This window comes from Acinetobacter johnsonii ANC 3681, assembly GCF_000368805.1.
GTDB classification, from domain to species: domain Bacteria; phylum Pseudomonadota; class Gammaproteobacteria; order Pseudomonadales; family Moraxellaceae; genus Acinetobacter; species Acinetobacter johnsonii.
Genome location: NZ_KB849703.1, coordinates 154,538 through 180,447 on the forward strand (window position 1 = coordinate 154,538; position 25,910 = coordinate 180,447).

The 25,910-nt window shown below is 43.6% G+C and carries 19 protein-coding genes; 1 reads left to right on the forward strand and 18 read right to left on the reverse strand.

Going from position 1 to position 25,910, the window contains the following annotated elements; translation table 11 throughout:
- Positions 1-34: 34 nt before the first annotated feature.
- The 9 genes from gltB to F946_RS01115 all read right to left on the reverse strand — a co-directional run bounded on the left by gltB (position 35) and on the right by F946_RS01115 (position 12,565).
- A complete protein-coding gene (gene gltB, locus F946_RS01075; protein ID WP_171065370.1) occupies positions 35-4,510 on the reverse strand; it encodes a glutamate synthase large subunit in 4,476 nt (1,491 codons plus the stop codon).
- 447 nt (positions 4,511-4,957) lie between these two features.
- The gene (locus F946_RS01080; RefSeq protein ID WP_035326238.1) at positions 4,958-5,797 is read right to left on the reverse strand and encodes a hypothetical protein; all 840 of its coding nucleotides are present in this window, start codon (positions 5,795-5,797) and stop codon (positions 4,958-4,960) included.
- A gap of 7 nt (positions 5,798-5,804) precedes the next feature.
- Positions 5,805-6,890 carry a 3-dehydroquinate synthase gene (aroB, locus tag F946_RS01085; protein WP_004978073.1) on the reverse strand — a complete coding sequence of 362 codons (1,086 nt, stop codon included), beginning with the start codon at positions 6,888-6,890 and terminating at the stop codon, positions 5,805-5,807.
- A 30-nt stretch (positions 6,891-6,920) separates the two neighbouring features.
- The gene (aroK, locus tag F946_RS17345) at positions 6,921-7,454 is read right to left on the reverse strand and encodes a shikimate kinase AroK (RefSeq protein WP_004978075.1); all 534 of its coding nucleotides are present in this window, start codon (positions 7,452-7,454) and stop codon (positions 6,921-6,923) included.
- A gap of 37 nt (positions 7,455-7,491) precedes the next feature.
- The gene (gene pilQ / locus F946_RS01095; RefSeq protein WP_004978078.1) at positions 7,492-9,570 is read right to left on the reverse strand and encodes a type IV pilus secretin PilQ; all 2,079 of its coding nucleotides are present in this window, start codon (positions 9,568-9,570) and stop codon (positions 7,492-7,494) included.
- Between the two features lie 19 nt (positions 9,571-9,589).
- Positions 9,590-10,117, reverse strand: a complete 528-nt coding sequence (locus F946_RS01100) for a pilus assembly protein PilP (protein WP_004978081.1) — start codon at positions 10,115-10,117, stop codon at positions 9,590-9,592.
- Positions 10,117-10,854 carry a type IV pilus inner membrane component PilO gene (locus F946_RS01105; protein WP_004978082.1) on the reverse strand — a complete coding sequence of 246 codons (738 nt, stop codon included), beginning with the start codon at positions 10,852-10,854 and terminating at the stop codon, positions 10,117-10,119. The genes F946_RS01100 and F946_RS01105 overlap by 1 nt, the downstream gene beginning before the upstream one ends.
- On the reverse strand, positions 10,851-11,507 hold the full coding sequence (locus F946_RS01110) for a PilN domain-containing protein (RefSeq protein WP_004978083.1): 657 nt from the start codon (positions 11,505-11,507) through the stop codon (positions 10,851-10,853). Before F946_RS01110 ends, F946_RS01105 begins: the two co-directional genes overlap by 4 nt.
- A complete protein-coding gene (locus F946_RS01115) occupies positions 11,507-12,565 on the reverse strand; it encodes a pilus assembly protein PilM (RefSeq protein ID WP_004978085.1) in 1,059 nt (352 codons plus the stop codon). Before F946_RS01115 ends, F946_RS01110 begins: the two co-directional genes overlap by 1 nt.
- Positions 12,566-12,730: 165 nt before the next feature.
- Between F946_RS01115 and ponA the strand changes: the two genes are divergently transcribed.
- Positions 12,731-15,259, forward strand: a complete 2,529-nt coding sequence (gene ponA, locus F946_RS01120; protein ID WP_004978087.1) for a penicillin-binding protein PBP1a — start codon at positions 12,731-12,733, stop codon at positions 15,257-15,259.
- A 31-nt stretch (positions 15,260-15,290) separates the two neighbouring features.
- Here the strand turns inward: ponA and F946_RS01125 are convergent, their stop codons facing one another.
- From F946_RS01125 to F946_RS01165, 9 genes are all read right to left on the reverse strand, one after another.
- Entirely contained in the window at positions 15,291-16,097 is an 807-nt protein-coding gene (locus F946_RS01125; protein WP_004978089.1) for a putative RNA methyltransferase, read from the reverse strand.
- A gap of 70 nt (positions 16,098-16,167) precedes the next feature.
- A complete protein-coding gene (gene mraY / locus F946_RS01130; protein ID WP_004978090.1) occupies positions 16,168-17,286 on the reverse strand; it encodes a phospho-N-acetylmuramoyl-pentapeptide-transferase in 1,119 nt (372 codons plus the stop codon).
- Positions 17,287-18,696 carry a UDP-N-acetylmuramoyl-tripeptide--D-alanyl-D-alanine ligase gene (locus F946_RS01135; RefSeq protein WP_004978092.1) on the reverse strand — a complete coding sequence of 470 codons (1,410 nt, stop codon included), beginning with the start codon at positions 18,694-18,696 and terminating at the stop codon, positions 17,287-17,289. It lies immediately after the preceding gene.
- Between the two features lie 9 nt (positions 18,697-18,705).
- Entirely contained in the window at positions 18,706-20,202 is a 1,497-nt protein-coding gene (locus tag F946_RS01140) for a UDP-N-acetylmuramoyl-L-alanyl-D-glutamate--2,6-diaminopimelate ligase (RefSeq protein WP_004978095.1), read from the reverse strand.
- Between the two features lie 7 nt (positions 20,203-20,209).
- Complete coding sequence (gene ftsI, locus F946_RS01145) at positions 20,210-22,033, reverse strand: penicillin-binding protein PBP3 (RefSeq protein WP_004978097.1); 1,824 nt, start codon at positions 22,031-22,033, stop codon at positions 20,210-20,212.
- Between the two features lie 12 nt (positions 22,034-22,045).
- Positions 22,046-22,378 carry a cell division protein FtsL gene (gene ftsL / locus F946_RS01150; protein WP_004691506.1) on the reverse strand — a complete coding sequence of 111 codons (333 nt, stop codon included), beginning with the start codon at positions 22,376-22,378 and terminating at the stop codon, positions 22,046-22,048.
- On the reverse strand, positions 22,378-23,301 hold the full coding sequence (rsmH, locus tag F946_RS01155) for a 16S rRNA (cytosine(1402)-N(4))-methyltransferase RsmH (RefSeq protein WP_004978100.1): 924 nt from the start codon (positions 23,299-23,301) through the stop codon (positions 22,378-22,380). Before rsmH ends, ftsL begins: the two co-directional genes overlap by 1 nt.
- Before the next feature lie 187 nt (positions 23,302-23,488).
- Complete coding sequence (locus F946_RS01160) at positions 23,489-24,508, reverse strand: sulfate ABC transporter substrate-binding protein (RefSeq protein WP_004978102.1); 1,020 nt, start codon at positions 24,506-24,508, stop codon at positions 23,489-23,491.
- A 252-nt stretch (positions 24,509-24,760) separates the two neighbouring features.
- Entirely contained in the window at positions 24,761-25,759 is a 999-nt protein-coding gene (locus tag F946_RS01165; RefSeq protein WP_035326286.1) for a sulfate ABC transporter substrate-binding protein, read from the reverse strand.
- Positions 25,760-25,910 lie beyond the last annotated feature (151 nt).

Here is a 25,910-nt window from a genome sequence, read left to right on the forward strand (position 1 = left end):
GTCTGCACCTGCCTATGTATCAGCAGTAGTGGAATTATTGTGGATCAGCTTGAGTGGTTTTCAACAAGGTCTGTAAATTGGCTGCTTTCGGTTTCACCAACCAGAATTTACGACTGTAGAAGTCAAACTCATTACGGATCTTGTATGCCCAAGCACTACCAGTTTCTGCAATGTGTTCATCTAAGATACGGCTCAAGAACTCTTTGTGTTCTTCCATTGCTTCTGTAGAAATACGATTCAGCTCAATCAGTTCATGGTTGTAATGATCGACGAAGTCATTATCAAGGTCAAGAACGTAAGCAAAACCACCTGTCATACCTGCACCGAAGTTGTGCCCCACTTTACCGAGTACGGTTACGATACCGCCCGTCATATATTCACAGCAGTGATCGCCCGCACCTTCAATAACAGCAAAAGCACCTGAGTTACGTACCGCGAAACGCTCACCTGCCGTACCTGCCGCGAACAATTTACCGCCAGTTGCACCATATAAACAGGTGTTACCAATGATTGCAGTTTCTTGGGTTTGGAAAGGCGAACCTTTTGGTGGGAAGATCGACACACGACCACCTGCCATACCTTTACCCACGTAGTCGTTCGCATCACCCTCTAAACGAATGTGCAAACCACCTGCGTTCCAAACACCGAGGGATTGACCCGCAGTACCGACCAAGTTCATCTTCACTGGGTGCGCTTCCATGCTGAGGTTGCCATAACGACGCGCAATCTCACCAGAAATACGAGCACCAATTGAACGGTCACAGTTACCAATGCTGAAGTGATATTCACCAGTAGTCCCAGCTTCAATTGCTGGCAACATTTCTGCCACCATTTTCTCAGCAAGCAAGCCTTTATCAAACGGTGCGTTACCTTCAACTTCACAGTACTGCGCCTTACCTTGCGCAGAAGGATGTGACTCCAGTAATGCGCTCAAATCAAGGTGCGCATGTTTCTCCGTTTCACCTGGAAGCATTTCAAGCAAATCTGTACGACCAATCAAGTCTTTGAGGCTTGAAACACCCAACGCTGCCAACCACTCACGTGTTTCTTCAGCAATGAAGGTGAAGAAGTTGATGAGCATTTGTGGCTCGCCAATATAATGTTCTTGGCGTAAATGATCTTGTTGAGTTGCAACACCCGTTGCACAGTTATTCAGGTGACAAATACGCAGGTATTTACAACCTAAAGCAATCATTGGTGTAGAACCAAAGCCAAAGCTTTCTGCACCTAAAATAGCTGCCTTCACCACATCTAGACCGGTTTTCAAACCACCGTCGGTTTGAACACGAACTTTACCGCGCAGGTCATTGACACGAAGTGCTTGATGCGCTTCAGAAAGACCCAACTCCCAAGGCGAACCTGCATGGTGAATTGAAGACAATGGCGATGCTGCTGTACCACCGTCATAACCTGAAATGGTAATGAAGTCAGCATAGGCTTTTGCCACACCTGCAGCAATGGTGCCTACACCCGGCTCAGACACCAGTTTCACTGAAACCATCGCTTGAGGATTGACTTGTTTTAAGTCAAAGATCAATTGTGATAAATCTTCAATCGAGTAAATGTCATGGTGCGGTGGAGGAGAAATTAAGGTCACACCCGGTACTGAATAACGTAAACGTGCAATTAAGCCATTCACTTTACCACCTGGTAATTGACCACCTTCACCCGGTTTAGCCCCTTGCGCTACTTTAATCTGCAAGACTTCAGCAGAGGTTAAATACGCAGGTGTTACACCAAAACGACCTGATGCAATCTGTTTGATTTTCGAGTTACGAATGGTGCCATAACGCGCTGGATCTTCACCGCCCTCACCAGAGTTTGAACGGCCACCAATGGTGTTCATCGCAATCGCAATCGCCTCATGCGCTTCAGGAGACAATGCACCTAAAGACATGCCAGCAGAGTCAAAGCGCGGTAAAATCGCTTCTACAGACTCCACTTGATCTAGAGCAATCGAGTTATTTGTTTTTAACTTTAATAGGTCACGAATTGTTGCCACTGGACGGTTATTCACCAGCTCAGCATATTCTTTAAAGTCTGCATATTGACCAGAACGCACTGATTTATGCAAAGCATTGATCACGTCTGGGTTGAAAGCATGGTACTCCTTGTCGAAGACAAATTTCAGCAAACCACCTTGATCAATTGGTTTACGTGTTTTCCATGCGGTATCAGCCAATTTCTTTTGGTCATTTTCAAGGTCAACAAAGGTTGCACCTTTGATACGGCTCGGTACACCCGTGAAGCATTTTGAAACCACTTCTTCAGACAGACCCACCGCTTCAAACAACTGACCACCACGGTAAGAGGCAACCGTAGAAATCCCCATTTTTGAAAGGACTTTTAACAAGCCTTTTTCAATGCCTTTACGGAAATTCACTTGCGCTTGGATTGGGTCACCCAATAGCTCACCTTTGGCAACCAAGTCATTGATCACGTCATAAGCAAGATAAGGATAAATTGCTGTCGCACCAAAGCCTAGAATAACCGCAAATTGGTGCGGATCACGTGCCAATGCTGTTTCAACAATAATGTTGGCATCAGTACGTAAACCAACATTAATTAAATAGTGATGTACAGCACCAGTTGCCATCAATGCATTGGCAGGCAAAAAACCTTGGCGGATTTTCTTGTCAGACAACACCAATAAGGTTTTGCCGTCGCGAATCGCTTGCGCTGCTTCTTCACAGATACGCGCAATTGCAGCTTCTAAACCTTCATCTTCCGCATAATTTAAATCGATATCTGCAATTTCATAACCCTTGCGACCCAGCGTACGGATTTGATGCATTTTCGAATTTGACAACACTGGGCTTGAAATAATCAAACGATCTGCATGCTCAGGGCTTTGTTCAAAAACGTTTTGCTCACGGCCTAAACACGTTTCCAATGACATTACAATCGATTCACGTAATGGGTCGATTGGTGGGTTAGTGACCTGAGCAAACTGTTGACGGAAGTAATCCGACACATGACGTACTTGGCGAGACAAAACCGCCATTGGCGTATCATCACCCATTGAACCCACTGCTTCCTGACCACTTTCAGCGATTGGACGAAGCAATTGGTCACGCTCTTCAAAGGTCACCATAAACATTTTTTGTGATGCTTTAAGGTCGTCGCCTTTTAAGCCTTGATCACATAAATATTCTTCAAGCTCTGGACTACCTTGTACACGAACCGAGTTTTCACGTAACCATTCACGATAAGGACGCATTTTTTTCAAATGCGTGCTGACATCTTTAGTGTCGAGCATTTTACCTGTGAAAGTATCGATCACCAGAATTTGACCTGGTCCGACACGACCTTTAGAAATCACATCTTCAGGCTCGTAGCCCCATACACCAATTTCAGATGCCAGTGTGATGTAACCATTTTTGGTAATCACCCAACGTGCTGGACGTAAACCATTACGGTCCAACATACAAATTGCATGACGACCATCTTGAATCACGAGACCAGCAGGACCATCCCACGCTTCCATATGCTTCGAGTTAAACTCATAGAATGCACGTAAATCGGCATCTAAAGTTTCCACATTCTGCCATGCTGGCGGAACCAACATACGCAATGCACGGAACAAGTCCATACCGCCGCCCACAAGAATTTCAAGCATGTTATCTAAGCTTGAAGAATCCGAGCCAGTACGGTTCACGATTGGGTTGAGCTCAGTTAAACCAGGCAATAATGGGTTTTCAAACTTTGGCGTACGCGCCATCGCCCAGTTACGGTTCGCTGTAATGGTATTAATTTCGCCATTGTGCGCAAGATAACGGAATGGCTGAGCCAAAGGCCAACGCGGCAAAGTATTGGTCGAGAAACGTTGGTGGAACACCACAATATGTGACTCAAGACGTGGGTCTGCCAAGTCTGTATAGAAGTCAGCAATCGCTTCAGGCATCATCAAGCCTTTATAGCTAATCACTGTTGAACATAATGTGGTTACATAAAATGATGAGTCATTGCTAAGCTGCTGTTCTGCACGACGACGTGCCAAGAAGAGTTTACGGTTAAACTCAACTTCAGACACACCCATTGGGCAGTTCACAATAATTTGCTCAAATGCAGGAAGTGACTGCATCGCAATCGAACCTAAAGCATCGTTATTGGTCGGGACCACACGCCACGCCAATACTCGGCAACCTTCAGATTCAATTTCTTTAGTTAGAATTTGTTTTGCATGTGCTGCAATTGCTGGATCGAGGCTTAAAAACACCGTGCCGACAGCAAAAACTTCACTAAGTGTAATATCACTGAGTTTTTTCGCTTCTTCGCGGAAAAACTGTTTTGGCATTGCCAAGAGTAAACCGCAACCATCCCCTGTCTTACCATCTGCAGCAATACCACCGCGGTGGGTCATACAGCTCAGACTGTGCATAGCAGTCTTGACAAGATCATGGCTAGCATCACCCTGCATATGGGCAATTAAACCAAAACCACAGTTATCTTTAAACTCATCCGGTTGGTATAAACCTTGAGCGGGAGCTACAGTATTAGGCGATGGCATGTGCATAGCGTACCCTTCTTTCTACAGGCCCTGTCGGGCGTCTAACAATCTAATTACTTCTTGCCGATTCGTTCAATTGACTCATATTCAGATTCTGATTGAAGTACAGCATTTTTTCTTCACACCCAAGATAGACTGATTTTCGTCTTTATGCATGTCTTAATTGAAAAAATGTATGCAGCAGTCACGCACTTATTTAAGGCACTTGGCCGCTACTATTTCGCTCATAAATCGAATCTTTTTTGCGCCAAAACAGTGACATCAACTCAATTCATGCACCATTAAAGCAAGTTTTATGCCAATTATTTATTTTGTGTGTTAAACACTTTAGTTTTATTAGGTTTGTGTTTTTTACGTAAAAATTTAGTTCGAAGACAATCCATTTATTGCACTATATTTGTGCGTATATGAGATTTACTTTTTTTGGTGCGCCATAATGAACCAATTTTAATTAAATGGATCGGTCACTTCAGGTTCATTTGTTTTATTTTGTGGCGCATTCTCTACGGTTGTTTGTGACTTTTGCACATCAACCACATTTCCATCCGCATCACGACGAGTAACTGTCGTCGATGTTGTCGATTGTTTATTTTGTGCAACTGCTGCACGTGCCGCTTGTTGACGCGCAGCAAGAGTGGCTTCATCAATCACAGGCACAGCGGCTGGTTTCAACTGCACGGCATAGAGCTTATTGCTAAGTCCAAGTTCATCAGAACCGAGGTCATTGACATATTCAGCATAACTTTCAATTTTTTCAACTTTGGGTTGCACCGACTTCGGCAACGTTAGTTTTAAATCAGCCAATGCCTTTTGCGCCTCATTGGTATTTTTATACACACCATAGATCAGCACATATTGCTCAATTTGGTTTTCACCCGTCAGTCTTAAGTAGCTAAAAGCCTGACGATCAGATTGCCTCTGCAAAAAACGCTTAATAATCGCTTCTTCTGAAACTCTAAACAGTTCAATTGTACTGTTCTTTTTATTTTCCTGAATAAACTTGGTACCGCGGAATTCAGCTTCATGCTGCGCGATTGCTACAACACGTGTCGTCATATCCAAAGGTTTTACTTCATCGAGGAATGAGCCTAAATGGGCGGTTGTTGCGACTTTTTCTGGCTGAATTTGCAACTCAACTTCGGATTCAGCTTTTTTTTCAACTTCAACCACAGCCTCTTGATCCGTAATAGCCCAAAAGACTAAAGCGCCAAACAAGCATGCCCCTCCGAATGCAAGCCAAATATAATTTTGCTTTGTCTGCCACTGAGTTCGAAGGGTTGTTGCCATAATAAAGTTATGCCTGTTCTTGGTTGGCTAAAATCGCCTGTTTCATCAATTCTACATCAAATGTTTTGGTAATGATGGCCTGTCCTACCGCTTGCATCAAAACCAAACGAAGCTGCCCGTTCAAGACTTTCTTATCATGCGCCATATACGCTAAAAAGTCATCGAGGGGAATCTGCGGACATACTATCGGTAAATTCGCGCGTTGAATGATATTTTTTGTACGCGCCAAATCTTCTGCACTGATCCATCCCATACGCTGCGATAAATCTGCTGCCATCACCATACCTGTTGCCACAGCCTCACCATGGAGCCATTCACCATAGCCTAGATAAGATTCAATCGCATGTCCAAAGGTATGCCCAAGATTCAATAAGGCACGCTCACCTTGTTCTTTTTCATCATTGGCAACAATACGCGCTTTATGGGCACAAGAACGATACACAGCTTCAGCCAGTGCAGCTTCATCACCCTGCACCAAAGCATCCATATGTTGTTCCAACCAAGCGAGAAAGTCAGCATCGCCCAAGAGTGCGTACTTAATTACTTCGGCCAAACCTGCAGATAACTCACGTGCTGGCAACGTTTTGAGTTGAGACATATCTGCCAAGACCACTTGTGGTTGCTGAAATGCCCCGATCATGTTTTTACCCAGCGGATGATTAATCCCTGTTTTACCACCGACACTCGAATCAACCTGTGAAAGAAGTGTGGTTGGCACCTGAATAAAATAGACCCCACGCTGGAAGCATGCTGAAGCAAAGCCCGCCATATCACCAATCACACCACCACCTAAAGCTAAAACTGTACAATCACGGTTGAAGCCTGACGCTAACAATGCATCAAAAATCAGGTTGAGGTGCTCAATATTCTTATATTTTTCACCATCGGGCAAAATACACGTTGCAACTGTTTTTCCCAACGCTTCAATTGCTGTGACATAACGACCTAAATACAAAGGCGCGACCGTTTCATTACTCACAATCATGACTTGACGACCATGAATATACGGTTCAAGTAAAGCTTTTGGATCTAAATCACTACCAATAAAGATCGGGTAACGGCGTTCGCCAAGTTCAACATATAAGGTTTGCATGGATCAAATCACTTCAAAACTGAATCAAAACTATTTGACAAGAATCAAGTTTAAGATACGCTGCGCAAGATCACGTGCAGCCCCTTGATTGGTCTCGATAATATAATGGGCAACTTCACGATATAAAGGATCTCGAACGCTGAGCAAGTCACTTAACTTTTGTTCAGGATTCTCCACTTGAAGCAGTGGGCGATTTTTATCACGATAGGTTCGCTGTAGTTGAATTTCGACAGGAGTATAAAGATAGACAACGATACCACGTTGTTTGAGAAATGCACGATTTGGTGCCTGAGTCACCGCCCCACCACCTGTGGCCAAAACCAAGTTGGGTCGAGAAGTTAACTCATCGATTACAACCGTTTCACGACTACGAAACCCAAGCTCACCCTCTTTTTCAAAGATCCATGGAATCGTTGCTCCTGTTTTGCGCTCAATTTCATGATCACTATCAAGAAACTCGCGCCCTAACAGTTCAGCTAAATGTCGTCCTACCGTTGTTTTTCCAGCCCCCATAGGCCCTACCAAATAAATATTTGGTAGGGTTTCAAACTCTTTGCTTGGCAAGGAGTCACCTTTTAGATTTGTTCAAATTGAAAATATATTAATGATTTCTTGAAACACTGTCATTAACAATTCGTGGTGTGACAAAAATCAACAACTCCGTTTGTATCGTCGTTTTGACATTATTCTTAAATAAGTTACCCACCACAGGCAAATCTCCTAAGAATGGTACTTTTTGATAGTCATTACGTTTCGTATCATCAAAAATACCACCAAGCACGACAGTCTCACCATCATCAACTAAGACATTGGTTTGTAATTCACTGGTATCAATTGCAATACCATCATTGGTGATATCACCAATCGAGTCTTTCTCAACCATGAGCGCCATTTGAACTTTACCATCAGGGGTGATACTTGGAGTCACCTCTAACTTTAAGTTAGCCGCACGGAATTCGGTTTTTAAGCCTTCCGTCGCACTCCATGTTTGATAAGGAATCTCTGTACCACGCAAGATATAGGCTTTCTGTTTATCACCAGTCAGTACTTTAGGTGCTGATAACACTTCACCATGACCATCCGCTTGAAGTGCGCTTAACTCAAGGTTTAACATATAATCTGAGATCTTCAGTAAACCAAAGTTAAACGTACCAGCCGTGTTTGTTGCTAAATCCACCCCCAAATCAAAACTTGGCTGGAAATCTCCGCCCCATACTGGGCTATTGCCCAGCTTCTTCGCGCTCCACTTAATCCCCAATTCGCGAGAAAAATCTGTTGACGCCGTTACAATACGGGCTTCGACCATCACCTGTTTAACTGCGACATCCAGCAAGTCAATCATGCGACGAATCTTGTCAATATTTTGCTGCGTATCATTAATAATTAAAGTATTGGTACGCGAATCAGAAACCGCACTACCACGAGCACTCAATAAACTTTCCAAAGCTAAGGAGTCTGAACCCGCTGTTCGGTTCGACTCACCTCCTTTACTATCACGAGAGTCCTCCAATAACTTCAGTACATCCGCCGATTTAGCATAACTCAATTGAATATAATCGGTTTGAATGGGTGAAAGCTTAATACTTTGCGCGATGGCTTTCGCCTCTTCTTCCTCAGATTTAATCAGCTCAGCTACAGGTGCAATCCAAATCACATTACCATTGCGTCGCTTATCCAAATTCTTGGTTTTCATTATGATATCAAGTGCTTGATCCCAAGGTACATCTTTAAGGCGCAAGGTAATATTACCTTGTACCGTATCCGAGGCCACCATGTTAATGCCTGTAAAATCAGCTAAGAGCTGTAATACACGGCGTACTTCAATATCTTGGAAATCTAAAGAAATCTTTTTGCCCGTATAAGCACTTGGTGCTTTAGGCTTCATTGGATTTTTATCTTCAGGACGCTTTAAACTAATGGTGAGCTTATCTTCTGCCTGATAAGCCATATATTCAAAACTGCCATTCGATTGGATCGTGATCAGGCCGTTACTGCCATCGTTTTGTGCATCGATGGTCGATACAGGCGTTGCGAAATCATTCACATTGAGACGGCGCGATAAGTGGGCAGGAATTTTATTCCCCAAAACGCGCACCACAATTTTACTGCCTTGTTGTTTCACATCGACAGGGGTATTGCTACCTTTTAAATCAATGACAACTTGGCCTTCGCCGTCTGAACCACGTTGGAATCCAATATTTGAAATACCTTGCTCTGAACGCGCTGCAGCAACAGGTGTTGCTAGCGCTGGGTTCACTGAGTTAATTTTCAGAATAAAGGTATTACCTTCAACACGTGTAGTAAATGCACCAGCATCAGCCAAATTTACAGTTAAACGTGAACGCTGCGCATCTGAAGTTACATCTACTGTACTTGCTTCAGCCGTTGCCACCGCAATACTGCCTTGTTTTAAGCTCTGCTGCGCTTTATCAAAATCCAAAACCAAACGTGATGGCTGTTCCAACTGATAGGCTTGCGGCTGTGGTGGCAAACCGTTGAACATGACACGAATTTCTGTTCCCTGTCCCGGAATTTGCATCGGCACAATATTCGTAATACCGACTTGCGCACTTGCAGCCTGCATCACCGCCATTGCAATTGCACCCATTGAAAACTGACGGAACATATGGTTCATCGTATTGCCATCCCCAAATATAAAATCTTTAGCACTATTTTTCATTTTTATTCCTTTTCCTTTTTTAAGGCGCCGGCCCAATTAATACTAGGCTTCTCGGGCGCTCGACATAGCCCTCACGCCCATCCGGAATAATTTCAATCAAATCAATTTGTGTAGCGGTGATATTAATCACACGACCATGATTCATCCCCAAATAACTACCACGCTGCACGCGTTCAATTTCACCATCCGGTGTTTGAATCAACGCCAAAATTTGTCCATTTTGTCCGCGCATGCTTCCTTTCATGTTAAGCGATTCAATCGCATAACTTTCCAAGGGTTGTAATTGGCGCGATAGGTTTGGATAGACACGCTTTCCAGCCATAATCTTCAGTTCAGCCGCTAACGAGCTTGGCATAAACGGGCTCTTTAATTGGTGCGCAGCATAGTTAAAGGTTGGTACAGGTGGGAAATCTGGCGCTGGCTCAATCGGCAATGGTGGCTGATTGCGAATTTCAGCCATTTGCATATTGACCGCATCAATACGTGAATCACAACCGACAAGGAATAGTCCTACGCAGAGACTAAGTAAGAGGTTTTGATGTTTCATTACTTGGCACCTCCCGCATCGGCTTTCTTATCATTTTTTGTATCTTTTACATCAACATCCGTTGTAGCCGTTGCCCCGACATAACGGTAGGTTTTCGCTTTTACACTATATGAAATTTGCGGAATATCCGTCTTTTTATCATTGTTACTTGATGCTGAGATATCGAAGTCATGCAAGGTAACAATACGCGGTAAAGCTGCAATTCCACTGACAAATGAACCAAAAGAATGATAATCACCCGTCGCTTCAATGGAAATCGGCTGTTCGATAAAGAACTCTTGGCGAATTTCTGGTTCTAAACGAATATTTTTAAACTTTAATCCAGAATTTACGCCGCTCACGTTGATATCTTCAACCAAGCCAGGAATTTCAGTTTCTTTCGGCAGCTGTTCTAACTGCTGATTAAAATTGGCTTCCATTTCTTGCAATTGCACTTGATATTGCTGCAAATTACGTAATTTTGAATCTTTTTCACGAAACTCATTCAGTAAATTTTGTTCTTGTGCATGTGCATTTGAAATCGCATCAAGCTTCGGCTTAATCACGACAAAATAGCCCAATGCCCCAATTACTAAAATGATAAAAATCCAACAAGTCAATTTGACTGAAAAGGGCCAACTACCGTAATTGTTTGGATCTAAAGTATTGAACTGTTGAAAAAACTTATCAACCGTCATTTTCTTCTTGGTTACAGCATGGTTTTCTGATGTTAACTCTTCAAATTCATCGCGACTCATTGTGCTGCCCCCGCTGTTGAATTATTAACTGTACTTGCGGCTTCAGGTGTCGTCGCATCAGGCGATACTGGCTGAGCAATCTCATCTAAATCAGCCGTGACCACAAAGGTGCCATAGGTTTCTTCAACACGTGGCACGATGGAACTTGGTGCTTTATCTTTTTTCTCTTCAGCAACCAAGAATGAATTCATAAAGGCATTGCGATACCATGCCGATGCTTCGAGATTACGTAAGAATTCCGCAACTGTATTCGGGCTTTCCGCTTTACCTTCAATGGTAAATTTATCACCTGTACGCACAAACTTAGTAATGTACATATTACTTGGAGTGACACGTACCATTTCATCCACTAAACGCACAGCTACAGGGCGTTGACCTTGCAAACCTTGGATCAATTTCATCCGTTCTACAATCGCATTGCGCTGCTCTTGCAGACCTTCCAATGACTTTAATTGAACATCTAAGTTTTGATTGGTACTCACCACCAACTGATTGGCCTGTTCTTGATCTTCAAGTTTTTGACTGTAAAAGAACCAAGCCAATGCAACAGCTAAAACCCCAACTAATGCAGCCCCAACACAATAGGCAATAAATTCTTTTTTTCGTTTCTCTCTTAACGCATCACGCCAAGGGAGTAGGTTTATTTTTGCCATTAATCAAAACTCCTCAATGCCAATCCACATGCCACCATGAGTGATGAAGCATCATTTTCAATTTTTTTAATGTCGATTTGTGGAGAAAAGCCCATCTGTAAAAATGGGTTGGCAATGGTGACCCGATAACCTAATTTTTGTTGTAATAACTTCGCCAGTCCTGGAATATTGGCATTCCCCCCTGCCAATAAAATATGGTCGATCTCATTGAATTGAGAGGACGAAAAAAAGAACTGCAAAGAACGTGCTGCTTGTTGCACCACAGCTTCAAGAAAAGGTTCAAGTACTTCAATATCATAGTCGTCAGGCAAAGTACGGCTTTTTTTGGCACGTCCAGCTTCTTCAAAAGACAAACCATAACGGTTTTGAATTTCTTGCGTCAGTTGTTTACCACCGAACACCTGTTCACGGGTATAAATGACTTTATTATTCTGCATGACAGATAAGGTCGTCATGGTGTGACCAATGTCCAGAATCCCAACGGTGTTTACACCCATTGGAAGCGTATCTGAAAAGACTTTGAATGCATTTTCAATGGCGAAACTTTCAACATCGGCAATCTTAGGCGTTAAACCACCTAATTCCAATGCTTCGGCACGTGCCTCTACATTTTCAATGCGGGTTGCAACGAGGAGTACATTGACACGATTGGGATTGGCTAAACGGTCTGGAAGGACTTCAAAGTCCAAACTCGCTTCATCTAATGGGAATGGAATATATTGCTCAGCATCATCACGAATCTGAATTTCACGTTCGTCATCGTTCATATCGGCATCCATTTCAATGATTTTAGTAATCACCATGGAAGTCGGAACTGCCAGTGCTACGTCTGTCGATTGAACATTGGCCAAATTTACCGCACGCTCAAGGGCATCACCAACTGCTTCTGGATTCAATATATTTTTTTCGACCACACTTCCTTCTGGTAATGGGACTAGTGCATAGCTCTCCACCCAATACCGATTATTTTTAACAGAAAGTTCCAATACCTTAACAGAAGTCGAACTAATATCTACTCCTATTAACCCCTTACTTGGCTTACGATATAACCTGAGCACAGTATCATTCCTATTATTTTTTTATCCCCAAAAAAAGTAACCCACTAATTAGTCCGCGTCTATAATTTTATACGGATACAATAACTCATCTAACATTCCGTATGTGTACAGGATATACTGACCGCTAATTAGTTTGCCATTAGCTCTTATTAAAACTTACTTGTTATGAAAAAGCTATCTTGTTCGGGCCGTGTTCATCCATTTTTTTTGATCATTATTATAATGTTGGTCTCAATTCCAATGGGTTTTTATGGCATGTATCTCTATATTGCCCCATCTTTGCCGCAAATGACAACTCTAAAAAAGGCGCCATTACTAAAACCTTTACAAGTTTATAGTGCGGATAACCAACTCATTTCGGAATACGGTGGCAAGCTATCTGTACCCGTAGATTACGATCAGATCCCACGAAGTTTTATTCATGCCTTCTTAGCGGCGGAAGATTCTTCTTTTTTTGAGCATAGTGGTATCAGTTTTAAAGGTTTAGGACGTGCAGTCAGTGAAAGTATTACTGGGTCAAACGTCCAAACGGGTGGCTCGACCATCACCATGCAAGTGGCAAAAAACTATTATCTCAGTCCCGAGCGTACGTTAAAACGTAAGTTGACTGAGGTTTTTCTAGCCCGAAAAATTGAACAAAATTTAACGAAAGAGGAAATCTTAACCCTCTACGTCAATAAGATTTTCTTGGGTAAAAATGCCTACGGTATCGCAGCGGCAGCTAAAATTTACTACAACAAAAGCTTAGACGAACTCAGCATTGCACAAATGGCGATGATAGCAGGTCTGCCTAAAGCGCCCTCTAAATACAATCCAGTGGTCAACCCCGAACGTGCTTTAGAACGTCGTAACTGGATTTTGGGTCGTATGCTCCAGCTAGGCTACATTAACCAAAGCCAATATGAAAAAGGCATTGCAGAACCAATTAACCTCGATATGCCTGACCGCGGGGTAAGCAACCGATTTCCCTACATCGGTGAAATGGTCCGTAGCGAACTGATTGAAAAGTTCGGCGAGCACGCGATTGACTCTGGTTATAAGGTTTACACCACCATCAACAGTGAACGCCAAGCCTATGCCGAACAAGCGGTACAAGATGGTTTAGAAGCCTATGACCGTCGTCATGGTTGGCGTGGTGCGGAAGCTCATGACAAACCCTTAAGTAGCTTTAGTGCATTTGCCAACACCTTCCCTGCCGAAGTTACCCGTGTCAATCAAAATAGTTTTGATGCCTTAATGCAAGATGGCTCAACGGTAACCGTACCATGGTCTGGCATGTCTTGGACACGTCCTTATCGCAACGCGAATGCCGTAGGCGGTGCACCATCAAGAGCATCTCAGATTGTTAAAGTAAAAGACATTGTACGTCTGCGCCCCAATGACAACAAAACCTCATGGGCTTTGGTGCAACTGCCTAAAGTTCAGGGTCAGCTGATTGCACTTAACCCAAACAATGGCGCTGTAGAAGCATTGGTTGGTGGTTATAATTTTTATCAATCTAAATTTAACCGAACCACACAAGGCTGGCGCCAACCAGGTTCGATTATTAAACCCTTTGTCTATGCACTCGCTTTAGAGCGCGGTATGACACCGTATAGCATGGTCAATGACAGCCCGATCACCATTGGGAAATGGTCACCACGTAATGCCGATGGTCGCTATTTAGGTATGATTCCCCTGCGTCGTGCACTATATTTATCGCGCAACACCGTGTCAGTTCGACTCCTGCAAACCGTGGGCATTGAACGTACACGTCAATTGTTCATGGACTTTGGCTTAACTGATGAACAGATTCCGCGTAACTACACCATTGCCCTCGGAACACCTCAGGTTTTACCGATTCAAATGGCCACAGGTTACTCAGCCTTTGCCAATGGCGGTTATCGCATTCAACCACATTTCATCAATCGTATTGAAGATGCCTATGGCAAAGTCATTTATCAGAACAACCCTGAATATGCATGTATCAGTTGTATCTCTCAATTAGAATCAAATCCTCAGTCTGCTGACACCATCACGCCTGATGATGAAGTAATTGAAGTCACCAACCAAGATCTAAACCCTGCTGAAAAATCGGCAAATCCTGTTGAGATCAACAGTGACTATCGTCAAGCGCAACGTATTTTAAAATCCAGCTCTGCTTATGATATGGCGAATATTTTAAAAGACGTGATTCAACATGGTACAGGCCGTGCTGCATTGCGTATTGGACGAGATGACTTGGGCGGAAAAACAGGAACCACCAATGATGCAAAAGATGCTTGGTTTGCCGGCTTTAATGGCAAATTGGTGACCGTAGCGTGGGTCGGTTTCGACCAACCAACAACTTTGGGACGCCGCGAATACGGCGGTGTGGCTGCGCTCCCGATTTGGACAGACTTCATGGCCAAAGCCTTACAAGGCACGCCTTCGGCTTGGGTTCAACTCGACGCTAAAGCCAAAGCACCGATTCAACGCCATCAGAAAGAAACACCTCAGAGCAACTTAGGACCAACCCCACCTTTGGCGCAGCCGTTGTATCGCCCTGCACCAGTGGTGGTTCCACGTGCTCCTGAGCGTGACTTTGATGATTTGCCAGGTGAAGAGGAAACACTGGTTCCAAAGAATAGTACTCCACCCACCATGCAAGCACCCAAAGAACAACCGAAACCTAAATCAGATGCGCTCGATCATTTAATTGATCAAGTCCAATAATAAAAGCCCGCAGATGCGGGCTTTTTTATACTCATGCTTTTTTCTGAAACAGTAAAATTTGATACTGTGCTTGTAAGTCAAAAGCTGCTTGCGACTCTAAAGCTTCACGGCGCTCTTGTTTTGCTTTATAGGCATAAGGGGTCATGGCAATCAGGTTTTTTAAGTCCTGCTGATTAAGCTTAAATTCAGCATCGACAACATCATCACTCACCAAATCAAACGCATCACTCAACTGCTCTACAAATTTGCTCGGTTCATGCGGCTTCACCTCTTCGAACAAAGCCTCACGCATTGCATATAAATGCTGAGGCGCAGGCGTCACCACCAACAAATATCCTTGCGGCTTGAGCACCCTTAAAATCTCTTGTTTTGGAATCGGGCTAAACAAACTACTACACAGATCAATCGATTGATCCAACACGGGTAAAGTTGCTCCCGTACCCACCACCCACGTGATATTTTTATTGATTTTCGCAGCCACTTGAACCGCATTTTTTGCAATATCTACACCGACACATTGCAGCACTTCAGCCTGCATCGCATCGGTGTAATAGCCTTCACCACAGCCGATATCAAGTAAATTTTCAATGCGTAACTCACGCACCTTATTGATCACTGCTTGCTGTAGTGGCGCATAATGACCTGCACTTAAGAATGCACGGCGGGCTTGTACCGACTCAGGTGTATCCCCCGGATTTTTGCTGTGCTTGTGTTGAACAACATGCAGATTGACGTAGCCTTGTTTCGCCACATCATAACTATGTGAATTCGCACAGCGCCATGTTCTTTCGTTTAAAGTTAAAGCCTCACGACACACAGGACACATGAGCAGATTCATTATTTTCTCCAAGACATTACCTCAGGCATAAAAAAAGCCGGCAAATACCGACTCTTTTCATACTTTTTGCTTAACGCAATTTTAAGGTCATTAGCCCTAAAACTACCAGCATAATTGTGATAATCCAGAAACGAATCACCACTTGGGTTTCACGCCAGCCTTTTTTCTCATAATGGTGGTGTAATGGCGCCATCAGGAATACGCGTTTATTGCGCATTCTGAGAGAACCAATTTGCAAGAAGACTGAAATCGCTTCGACCAAGAACACACCAGCCATAATGGCAAAGACAATTTCCTGACGAACCATGACCGCAATTGTACCGAGCATTGCGCCCAATGATAATGCACCCACATCGCCCATGAAAACCTGCGCAGGGTGCGCATTAAACCAGAGGAAGGCTAGACCCGCGCCAATCATGGCTGCACAAATCACCACTAATTCAGAGGCAAATCGTACATAAGGAATATGTAAATAATTGGCAAAACGGACATCACCAGCCAGATATGCAAATACGCCTAAACCCGCTGCAACCAGTACCACAGGCATAATCGCTAAACCATCCAAACCATCAGTGAGGTTCACGGCATTTGATGCACCATTAATCACCAAATAGGTGAAAATGATAAAACCAATACCCAACGGGATCAGCGACAAAGGAATACTTAAATCTTTAAAAAATGGAATCAGCAGATCCAGCATATTTGCGGTATGTACAGGATTGCTCTGTTGTTGCGCAATTACATACAGCGCAATACCTGCGCCCAGTGACGCAAGCGACGTCCAGAAGAACTTTTTACGGGCAGGTAAGCCGGCATTGTCTTTATAGCGAATCTTGATCCAGTCATCGGCCCAACCCACTGCACCAAAAATCACCATCACTGCCAAGACAATCCATACATAAGGGTTGGATAAGTCTGCCCACAACAGTGTAGAGATACCAATTGAGAGTAAGATCAACACACCACCCATGGTTGGTGTACCCATTTTTTTGGCATGATTTTCAGGAGCATATGAACTCACGGCTTGACCATATTTGAGTGCTTGCAACTTGCGAATCATCACAGGACCGAGCACTAGACCAATGGTCAGTGCGGTTAAAACACTGAGCAAGGAACGCAATGTTAAATAACGAACCACCTGAAACGAACTATGGTAGCCCGCCAGTTGTTCAAATAACCATAACAACATTTAGAGTTTCTCCATCAAATCAGCCATCAACGTTTCCATATGGGTATAACGAGAACCTTTAAACAGGAAACTCATAGACTGGGGTTGATGTGTTTCAATTAAACTGAGTAAGAACGGCAAAGCCTGCTCTTGAGTTAAAAAAGCCTGCATTTTTTTGCCATATTGGGTGCTGCGTGCGCCTTCTTGTGCAGCAGGTGCAAATTCACCGACAGCCACCACGAAGTTCAGCCCTTTCACCGAGACCAAATCACGCCCCAGCATATAGTGCTGCTGTGCAGCAGAGCTACCTAGCTCACCGATATCACCCATCACCATCACTCGAACCCCCTCTTGCTGTGCAAGCACTTCAGCAGCGGCACGCATAGAAGTTGGGTTGGCATTATAGGTATCATCAATCAACAAATGACGGCCTTGTTGAATAAAGTTCAAACGCCCTTTTGCACCGACCGCTTGCTCAAGGCCAAGCACGATATCATCCAAGCTAATACCAATCGCTAAAGCAAAAGCTGCCGCAGCGGTTGCATTTTGAACATTATGCTCCCCAGCAAATGGTAAATTCACCTGACGCACGCCTTGCGGGGTATTCAACTTAAACGTTGCCGATTGTGCCTGTAACTCAATCTCAGTGGCAAAGATTTCACCACCCGCACCAAAACTGAGCATCTGTTCAGTTTGTACTGCTTGACGAATACTATCGGCAAAATCATCAGCCGCAGGAACAATAGATGTCCCATTTGGGGCAATATGCGCATAAATCTCAGACTTGGCACGGCAGATGCCATCGCGTCCACCAAACTCACCCAAGTGTGCTGTACCAATATTGATAATGCCTGCAACCAAGGGCTGGACCAAATTCGAAGTATAGTCAATTTCACCTTGATGGCTTGCACCCAACTCCATCACTGCATATTGATGCTCAGGACATAATTCCAATAACATGACTGGCACACCCAAGTCGTTATTCAGATTGCCACGGGTCACCAACGTTGGTGCTATACGTGACAAAATACTGCCTAACATTTCTTTGGTGGTGGTTTTACCACTACTACCCGTCAGCGCAATCACTTTTAGCTGTGGGTTTTGTGCACGGCGATAAGCCCCCAACTGTCCCAATGCCAAACGTGTATCAGGCACCACCAACTGACAAATCTCTGCCTCTATAGGCTGACTCACAATGGCCACTTGGCAACCTTGTTCAGCAACTTGCGTAATAAAAGCATGTGCATCAAAACGTTCGCCTTTGAGTGCCAAGAAAGCATCTCCTGCTTCTGCATCACGTGAATCCGTCAAAATACGCTTAATTTCAGTATTTGGCGCTTGATCATTTAGCCAATAACCTTGGGTGGCTTCGAGTAACTGTGCGGCGGTCCATGACACTAAAGGCACTGTGCTAGTTGTTGAGGTATGCATACGACTTCCTTAGTGTGCAAGATAAGCAGAATCAATAGTGTGGTGCTGTGCATCAATCGCGGATTGCACTTCGACGACATCGTCAAACCAATGCCGAACACCCTCTATTTCTTGATAGTTTTCATGACCTTTACCGGCAATCACGATAATATCACCCGCTTGAGCCTGTTGAACGGCAAATTTAATCGCTTCACGACGATCATGGATTTCATGAACCACACGGTTTGAGAAATCAACACCTGCTTTCATATCGGCAAAAATTTGATCAGGATTTTCTGTACGTGGGTTATCTGAAGTCAACAACACCACATCCGCTCCATTTAAAGCAGCTTGGGTCATGAGTGGCCGTTTGCCACGATCGCGGTCTCCACCACAGCCAAATACTGCCCAGAGTTGCTGTTCCACATGGCGCTTCAACGTGCTTAAGACTTGCACCAGAGCGTCAGGCGTATGCGCATAATCAACCACAAACAAACGCGCATCATCACGAATCACTTGCATACGACCTGGTGCACCCTTGAGCTGTGCTGTCGTAGCAACCACATCGGCTAAATCAAAACCCGCTTGTTCAACTACAATTAAACTTGCGACCAAATTTTCAATATTAAAATGACCCAATAATGGGTTCTGCACCTGATATTCGGCCTGTGCCGTACACAGGCTAAAGTTTGCACCCGTCAGGCTATATTGAATATTCTTCACCTGATAGTCAGCAGGCTGCGTGGTTGAATAGGTTAAAATTTTCGGTTGGGCTGGATTATTTTGTGCCGCTTGAATCATAACTCCAGCATACTCATCATCCAGATTGATGACTGCAACTTTCAATGATGGAAATTGAAACAAGCGAGATTTAGCTTCGGCATAGGCCTCAAGCGTGCCATGGTAGTCCAAATGGTCGCGACTTAAGTTGCTATACGCAGCAATTTCAATTTCACTGCCCGCTAAACGGCCTTGTTCCAAACCATGTGAAGAGGCTTCAATCGATGCAAATTCAGCCCCTTGCTTGGCATAGCTATGCAGTGCATTTTGTAAGTGCAGCGCATCCAAGGTGGTATGCGACGATGCTTCTAAATTCGGTAAAATGCCATTACCTGTCGTGCCCATCACAGCACAAGACTGACCTTGCAACATCAACAGTTCAGCAACCAAACGAGAAATGGTGGTTTTACCATTGGTTCCTGTCACCGCTAAAATACGAGCAGGCTGGACTTGGCTAGTGGCCAACAAAAATTGCTTTTGCCAGCCTCCCATCAAGTGACGCACATTCGGCACCACAATACTGTTTTCAAGTGCAAGCTCAGTTTCACTCACCACCGCTAAAGCCCCTTTATCCAAGGCTATTTGTGCAAACTGCACGGTTTTTTCAGGTTGTGAAAGTGATGTCAGCGCAATAAAAATTTGCCCTGCCTGTACTTTACGGCTATCAAGAACAAAACCTTGAAATGGCTGTGCCATCCATCCAGCGCTGAAGTTAGCGGTGTAGAGTTGTTGAAATGTAATGGACATTCATCACCTATCTCTTGATTACAGGAGCATCTAAAGGTTTATCTAAAGGCACGTTCATTAACCGTAAGGATTCTTGCATAACACGGGCAAATACAGGCGCAGACACCGTACCACCATAGTAGGTCCCTTGCGGGTTTTCGACCACAACCACCATCGCTAAACGCGGGTCGCTGACTGGTGCTACACCAGCAAAAAGTGCACGATATTCATTGGTTGAGTAACCTTTACGGTCAGCACGTAACTTATGCGCGGTTCCCGTTTTACCCCCCACCCGGTAACCCGGAATAGTCGCACGAGTCGCGGTACCACCCGGTAAAGTTGCCGTTTCCATCATCAACAAAACTTGATCCGCAATTTTTGGATCAATCATTTGTTCACCACGGGGCGGCGCATCTAACTTATACAAACTCAAAGGCATTTTCACACCTTTGTTAGCCAACATGGCATAAGCATCCACCAGTTGCAGCACAGTCGCATTTAAGCCATAGCCATACGCCATGGTCGCGACTTCCGATACATTCCATTTACTTGGCGGAAGAATTAAACCACCACTTTCACCCGGAAATTTAACCGCAGAACGCTGACCAAAACCGAGACGTTTATAAAAAGTCGGTAAAGTTGCATAAGGGAGAGACAAAGCAATTTTAGCCACACCCACGTTAGACGATTTTTGAATAATCCCACCCAAAGTTAGTGGACCGTAGTTATGCGTATCTCTGATGGTGTGGTTACCGACTCGCATTGAGCCCGGAGTGGTATTGACCACTGTATTCGGCATATATTTTCCGCTTTCCAAAGCCATTGAAATAGTCAAAGGCTTCATGGTTGAACCCGGCTCGAAAGAGTCAACCGCACCACGGTTACGCATGGCGTCTTTATTGGACAAACTATTTTTATCGTTCGGGTTATACGACGGCCAAGACGCCATCGCTAAAATTTCACCTGTTTTCACATCGACCGCAATTGCTGTTGCAGAACGTGCATTATTGGCTACACCAGCAGCGGTCAGTTCACGGTACATAATGTATTGAAGGCGCGAGTCAATACTGAGCGTAATATTTTCGCCTGGCTCAACTTCTTTAATTACCTCTGCATCTTTAAAACGATTGCCCTTTTTATCTCGAACAATTTGCTGCTCACCATCAATACCCGACAGGCGTTGATTCAGCTGCATTTCTAAACCTTCAATGCCCGAACCCTCACTGTTGGTCAAACCAATAATTTGCGCATTCGGTTGTGGCTGTGGATAGTAACGCTTGTAGTTCTTTTCGGTATACACCCCTTGGAACTCACGTTTCGCAATTAGTTCAGCTTGCTGAGGTGGCACTTCTTTTTTTAAGACCAAGTAGCGCGAACGCGGACGTTCATTCAGTTTCCGCTTCAGTTCCGCACGATCCATGCCCACGGCATCAGCCAACTCATCCAGATTTAAGTTTTTGTCTGGTAATTGACGCTTCAATTTACGATTGTGTGGATCTTTGGCTAATTCAGCGGTAATTTCATCAAACAGCTTTTTATTATCAAAATAATCACGTGGGTCAATCACCACTTTCATAATCGGCGTACTGATCGCCAAAGGCACACCATGACGGTCATAAATCACACCGCGCATGGCCTTAATTTTTTCAGTTCTTAAAATATTGGCATTGGCTTTGTTTTGCAAAAACTCGGTATTGATGACCTGTACGTAAAAAGCACGTCCAACCAAAGCAATAAAGCAAGCTAAAACCACCGCCCACATGAGATAAAAGCGCCACATTTCAACCTGTAGAGCCGATTTTTCAGTCACCGCTTGCTGTTTTTTACGAGTGGGTTTACGCTTTTCTACCATGTTACAGCGGCCTTATTTTTTGTCTTCTGAAGTCGTGGGTAAAGAAATCACTACGGTTTGCGCCGCAGGTGGTGAATACATCCGCAGTTGCGTCACCGCCCGCGTTCCAATTTGTGCAGTTGCGCCAAAAGTTTGCTGTTCAATCAGCAAACGGCCCCACTCTGCATTTAAGTCATCACGCTCGCGCATAAAAGAGCTCATTTCGCGATAGTCATGACGGTATTCAAACACTTGGAACACCACCATCATGGCACTGATAAACACCAGCACCAATAAAATGACATAGGCAATCAGCTTCTTAAACTTTAACTTTGTTGGAATTTTTTCAACGACTTCAGTTTTCATTATTCGCCTTTAAGTGCTAAGCGCTCTGCAACTCTAAGCCATGCACTACGTGAACGTGGATTGGCTTTAACCTCGGCATCACTTGCTTTCACACGTGATACTTTCTTTAAACGACGTGTATCTGGTCGTTGTTGTGGCATACCCCAACCCATGTCTTCCTCAAGTGTCGACTCTTTTTGAATAAATTGTTTAATTAATCGATCTTCTAGCGAATGGAAGCTAATCACAGCCAAGCGACCATTCGGTTTTAATACTTCTACCGCTTGCGGTAGGAAAACTTCAATATCTTCTAATTCTTTATTAATGGCAATACGAATTGCTTGGAAAGTTCGTGTTGCGGCATGTTTATTTTTTTCCCATTTCGGGTGCGCCACTTTCACAATTTCAGCCAACTGCGCTGTGGTTTCAATCAACCCAGCCGCTTTAATCGCTTTGGCAATACGACGGCTATAACGCTCTTCACCGTATTGGAAAATAATATTGGCTAACGCTTCTTCCTCAATATTGACCAGCCACTGCGCTGCAGTTGGACCTTTTGAATTGTCCATACGCATATCCAGTGGTCCATCTTTCATAAAACTAAAGCCACGCTCCGCCTGATCAAGCTGCGGTGAAGACACGCCCAAATCGGCCATAACCCCATCGACCAAGCCAATGCCGCGTACTTCTAACTCATGCTTAAGGTCAGCAAAGCTGGCATGGATAATTTTAAAACGTGGATCTTCTTGTTCTAAAATCGCGGCTGTTTCCAGTGCTTGCGGGTCTTTATCAAAACCATAGACACGTGCATTTTCATCCAGCTTAGACAACAGCAAGCGTGTATGTCCGCCACGACCAAACGTCCCATCAATGAAAATCCCTGTATTGCGATCTGCTACCAAAGCATCAACAGTTTCGTGAAGTAATACAGAAATATGCGACATAAAGACTCAATATGATCGGAAGGAAAAATGTAACTGCACATTATTACCTTGTTTTAACAAAGCTCCAAACGACTTTTTGTAGGGAAATATTACTTTTCATAGACAAAACCGTTTTTAAACGGCATTCATTATCAAAAAAGCCTCCCAAGGGAGGCTTTTTAAGCAGCAGCTGAAATAATTAACTGGATTATTTACGGCTATTATAGATTTGGTCGAAAGTCGCCCCATTCACAAAGTGGGTCTTTTGAGCATTGGCCCAACCACCAAACACCTCATCAATGGTGAAGGTTTTTAACGGTGGAAATTGCGTTTTATATTTTTCTAAAACCGCAGCATTACGTGGACGATAGAAGTGTTTCGCCGCCATTTCCTGACCCAGTGGTGAATATAAATAGTTGATATAACCCTGTGCTAACCACTTGTTGCCATTTTTCGCCACGGTCTTATCCACGATTGCCACCGAAGGCTCAGTTAAAATCGAGATCGATGGATAAACAATATCGAACTGATTTTTACCTAAAGTTTTTTGTGTCACTAAGGCTTCATTTTCCCAAGTCAATAACACATCACCAATACGACGTTCTGCAAAGGTGGTCATAGACGCCCGTGCCGCAGAGTCCATGACTTTCACGTTATGGTACATTTTACCCACGAATTCTTTGGCTTTGGCCTCATTACCGCCAGGTTGTTTCAGTGCATAACCCCAAGCAGACAGATACACCCAACGCGGTAGACCGCCTGTTTTAGGATTAGGCGTAATAATTTGCACACCCGGTTTGGTTAAATCAGACCAATCTTTAATTTTTTTCGGGTTGCCTTTGCGTACCATGAACACAATGGTCGACGTATAAGGTGCGGAGTTATTTGGGAACTCTTTTTGCCAACCCGGCTGAATTTGACCTGATTTGACAATTTCTTCAATGTCATTGGCTAAGGCCAAGGTCACCACATCCCCTTTTAGACCATCCACGACCGAACGGGCTTGTTTACCTGAACCACCGTGTGACTGTTTAAAGTCGACCGTTTGTCCTGTACGACTTTGCCAATAGGCACCAAAGGATTTATTGAACTCATCGTAAAATTCACGTGTTGCATCATAGGAGACATTGAGCATAGTACGGTCAGCCGCTTGAGCTGATGTCATACTAAATGTCAGACCTGTTGCCACTACGGCAGCAGCCCAGAGAGATTTCAAATGCGTTTTCATGGCGTATTAAATTAAATATCAAGAATTATGCTAAATATATGAAACAAAATCATAAATCGCAATTCACTTTTGTTTTTTAAATACACATTATTTTTACACCACTAAGACTTAATGAATTGTTTTTATTTAAAATAATAGCAAACACTTTACTTATTCTTATTATATACATTTTTATGCTTAAAATATAATAAAAGTGGATATGAGCATATCCACTTTTTTGTCCGAACGTGATCGCGTCAAACTACAGCACGTTTATTTTTCAGTATAAATTTGATCAAAGATCGCACCATTTACAAAGTGAGTTTTCTGCGCTTTGGCCCACCCTCCGAAGACATCATTAATATTAAAGGTTTTTTGCTTTGGAAACTGCGCAAGGTATTTGGTCGCCACTTGTTTATTTCGTGGACGGAAGAAATGCTTCGCCGCCAACTCCTGCCCTTTTGGCGAATATAGATAGTTTAAATAGCCCTTGGCCAAATTTCGATTGCCGTTTTTGTCCACGGTTTTGTCCACAATCGCAACTGACGGTTCCGCTAAAATCGAAATAGACGGATAAACAATATCGTATTTGTCTTTACCGAGGCCTTGGGTTGCCAGTAAAGCTTCATTTTCCCAAGACAACAACACATCACCTATGCCTCGTTCAGCAAACGTGGTCAATGAACCTCGAGCACCAGAATCAAGGACTTTGACATTTTGATAAAGTTTTTTCACCAATTCTTTGGCTTTAGTATCATTACCTCCCGGTTGTTTTAATGCATAACCCCAAGCCGATAAATAGATCCAACGCGGCGCACCGCCTGTTTTTGGATTTGGGGTAATGATCTCAACCCCCGGCTTGGTTAAATCATTCCAGTCTTTAATTTGTTTCAGATTACCCTTACGCACTAAAAAAACAATGGTTGAAGTATAAGGTGCTGAATTATTTGGAAATTTTTTTTGCCAGTTTTTATCAATTTGCCCAGTATTCACAATTTCATCAATATCATTGGCCAAGGCCAAGGTCACCACATCTGCTTGTAGACCCGTTGCAACGGCACGTGCTTGCTTGCCCGATCCACCATGAGACTGCTTAAAGTTGACCTCCTGCCCAGTTTTGCTTTTCCAATACTGTCCAAAGGCTTGGTTATATTCTTGATAAAACTCACGGGTCGGGTCATAAGACACATTTAAAAAATCTTTTGCTGCATAAGCACTGGCTGCAAAGCCCCCAAGTAATACTAAAATAGATGTCGCTAATATTTTTTTCATTGCTTTATACTCGAACTGAATTTGCTCACTATATAAACAACAAAAAATCAATACAATCATCTATTTATAATTAATTATAGCTTTTATATCTGATAAAAAGATATCTCTAAAAGGACTATTTTGTGCACTTCTAGGGATAAGCCCATATCCA

Excerpts from the sequence above, each read along its gene's own strand:
- gltB (WP_171065370.1), bottom strand. The coding sequence starts at position 4,510 with ATGCCATCGCCTAATACTGTAGCTCCCGCTCAAGGTTTATACCAACCG.
- F946_RS01160 (WP_004978102.1), bottom strand. The coding sequence starts at position 24,508 with ATGAAAACGCATTTGAAATCTCTCTGGGCTGCTGCCGTAGTGGCAACA.
- mraY (WP_004978090.1), bottom strand. The coding sequence starts at position 17,286 with ATGTTGTTATGGTTATTTGAACAACTGGCGGGCTACCATAGTTCGTTT.
- F946_RS01080 (WP_035326238.1), bottom strand. The coding sequence starts at position 5,797 with ATGGCAACAACCCTTCGAACTCAGTGGCAGACAAAGCAAAATTATATT.
- F946_RS01165 (WP_035326286.1), bottom strand. The coding sequence starts at position 25,759 with ATGAAAAAAATATTAGCGACATCTATTTTAGTATTACTTGGGGGCTTT.
- F946_RS01125 (WP_004978089.1), bottom strand. The coding sequence starts at position 16,097 with ATGAATCTGCTCATGTGTCCTGTGTGTCGTGAGGCTTTAACTTTAAAC.
- F946_RS01100 (WP_004978081.1), bottom strand. The coding sequence starts at position 10,117 with ATGAAACATCAAAACCTCTTACTTAGTCTCTGCGTAGGACTATTCCTT.
- F946_RS01140 (WP_004978095.1), bottom strand. The coding sequence starts at position 20,202 with ATGTCCATTACATTTCAACAACTCTACACCGCTAACTTCAGCGCTGGA.
- ftsL (WP_004691506.1), bottom strand. The coding sequence starts at position 22,378 with ATGAAAACTGAAGTCGTTGAAAAAATTCCAACAAAGTTAAAGTTTAAG.
- rsmH (WP_004978100.1), bottom strand. The coding sequence starts at position 23,301 with ATGTCGCATATTTCTGTATTACTTCACGAAACTGTTGATGCTTTGGTA.
- aroB (WP_004978073.1), bottom strand. The coding sequence starts at position 6,890 with ATGCAAACCTTATATGTTGAACTTGGCGAACGCCGTTACCCGATCTTT.
- pilQ (WP_004978078.1), bottom strand. The coding sequence starts at position 9,570 with ATGAAAAATAGTGCTAAAGATTTTATATTTGGGGATGGCAATACGATG.
- ftsI (WP_004978097.1), bottom strand. The coding sequence starts at position 22,033 with ATGGTAGAAAAGCGTAAACCCACTCGTAAAAAACAGCAAGCGGTGACT.
- ponA (WP_004978087.1), top strand. The coding sequence starts at position 12,731 with ATGAAAAAGCTATCTTGTTCGGGCCGTGTTCATCCATTTTTTTTGATC.
- F946_RS01110 (WP_004978083.1), bottom strand. The coding sequence starts at position 11,507 with ATGGCAAAAATAAACCTACTCCCTTGGCGTGATGCGTTAAGAGAGAAA.
- F946_RS01135 (WP_004978092.1), bottom strand. The coding sequence starts at position 18,696 with ATGCATACCTCAACAACTAGCACAGTGCCTTTAGTGTCATGGACCGCC.
- F946_RS01105 (WP_004978082.1), bottom strand. The coding sequence starts at position 10,854 with ATGAGTCGCGATGAATTTGAAGAGTTAACATCAGAAAACCATGCTGTA.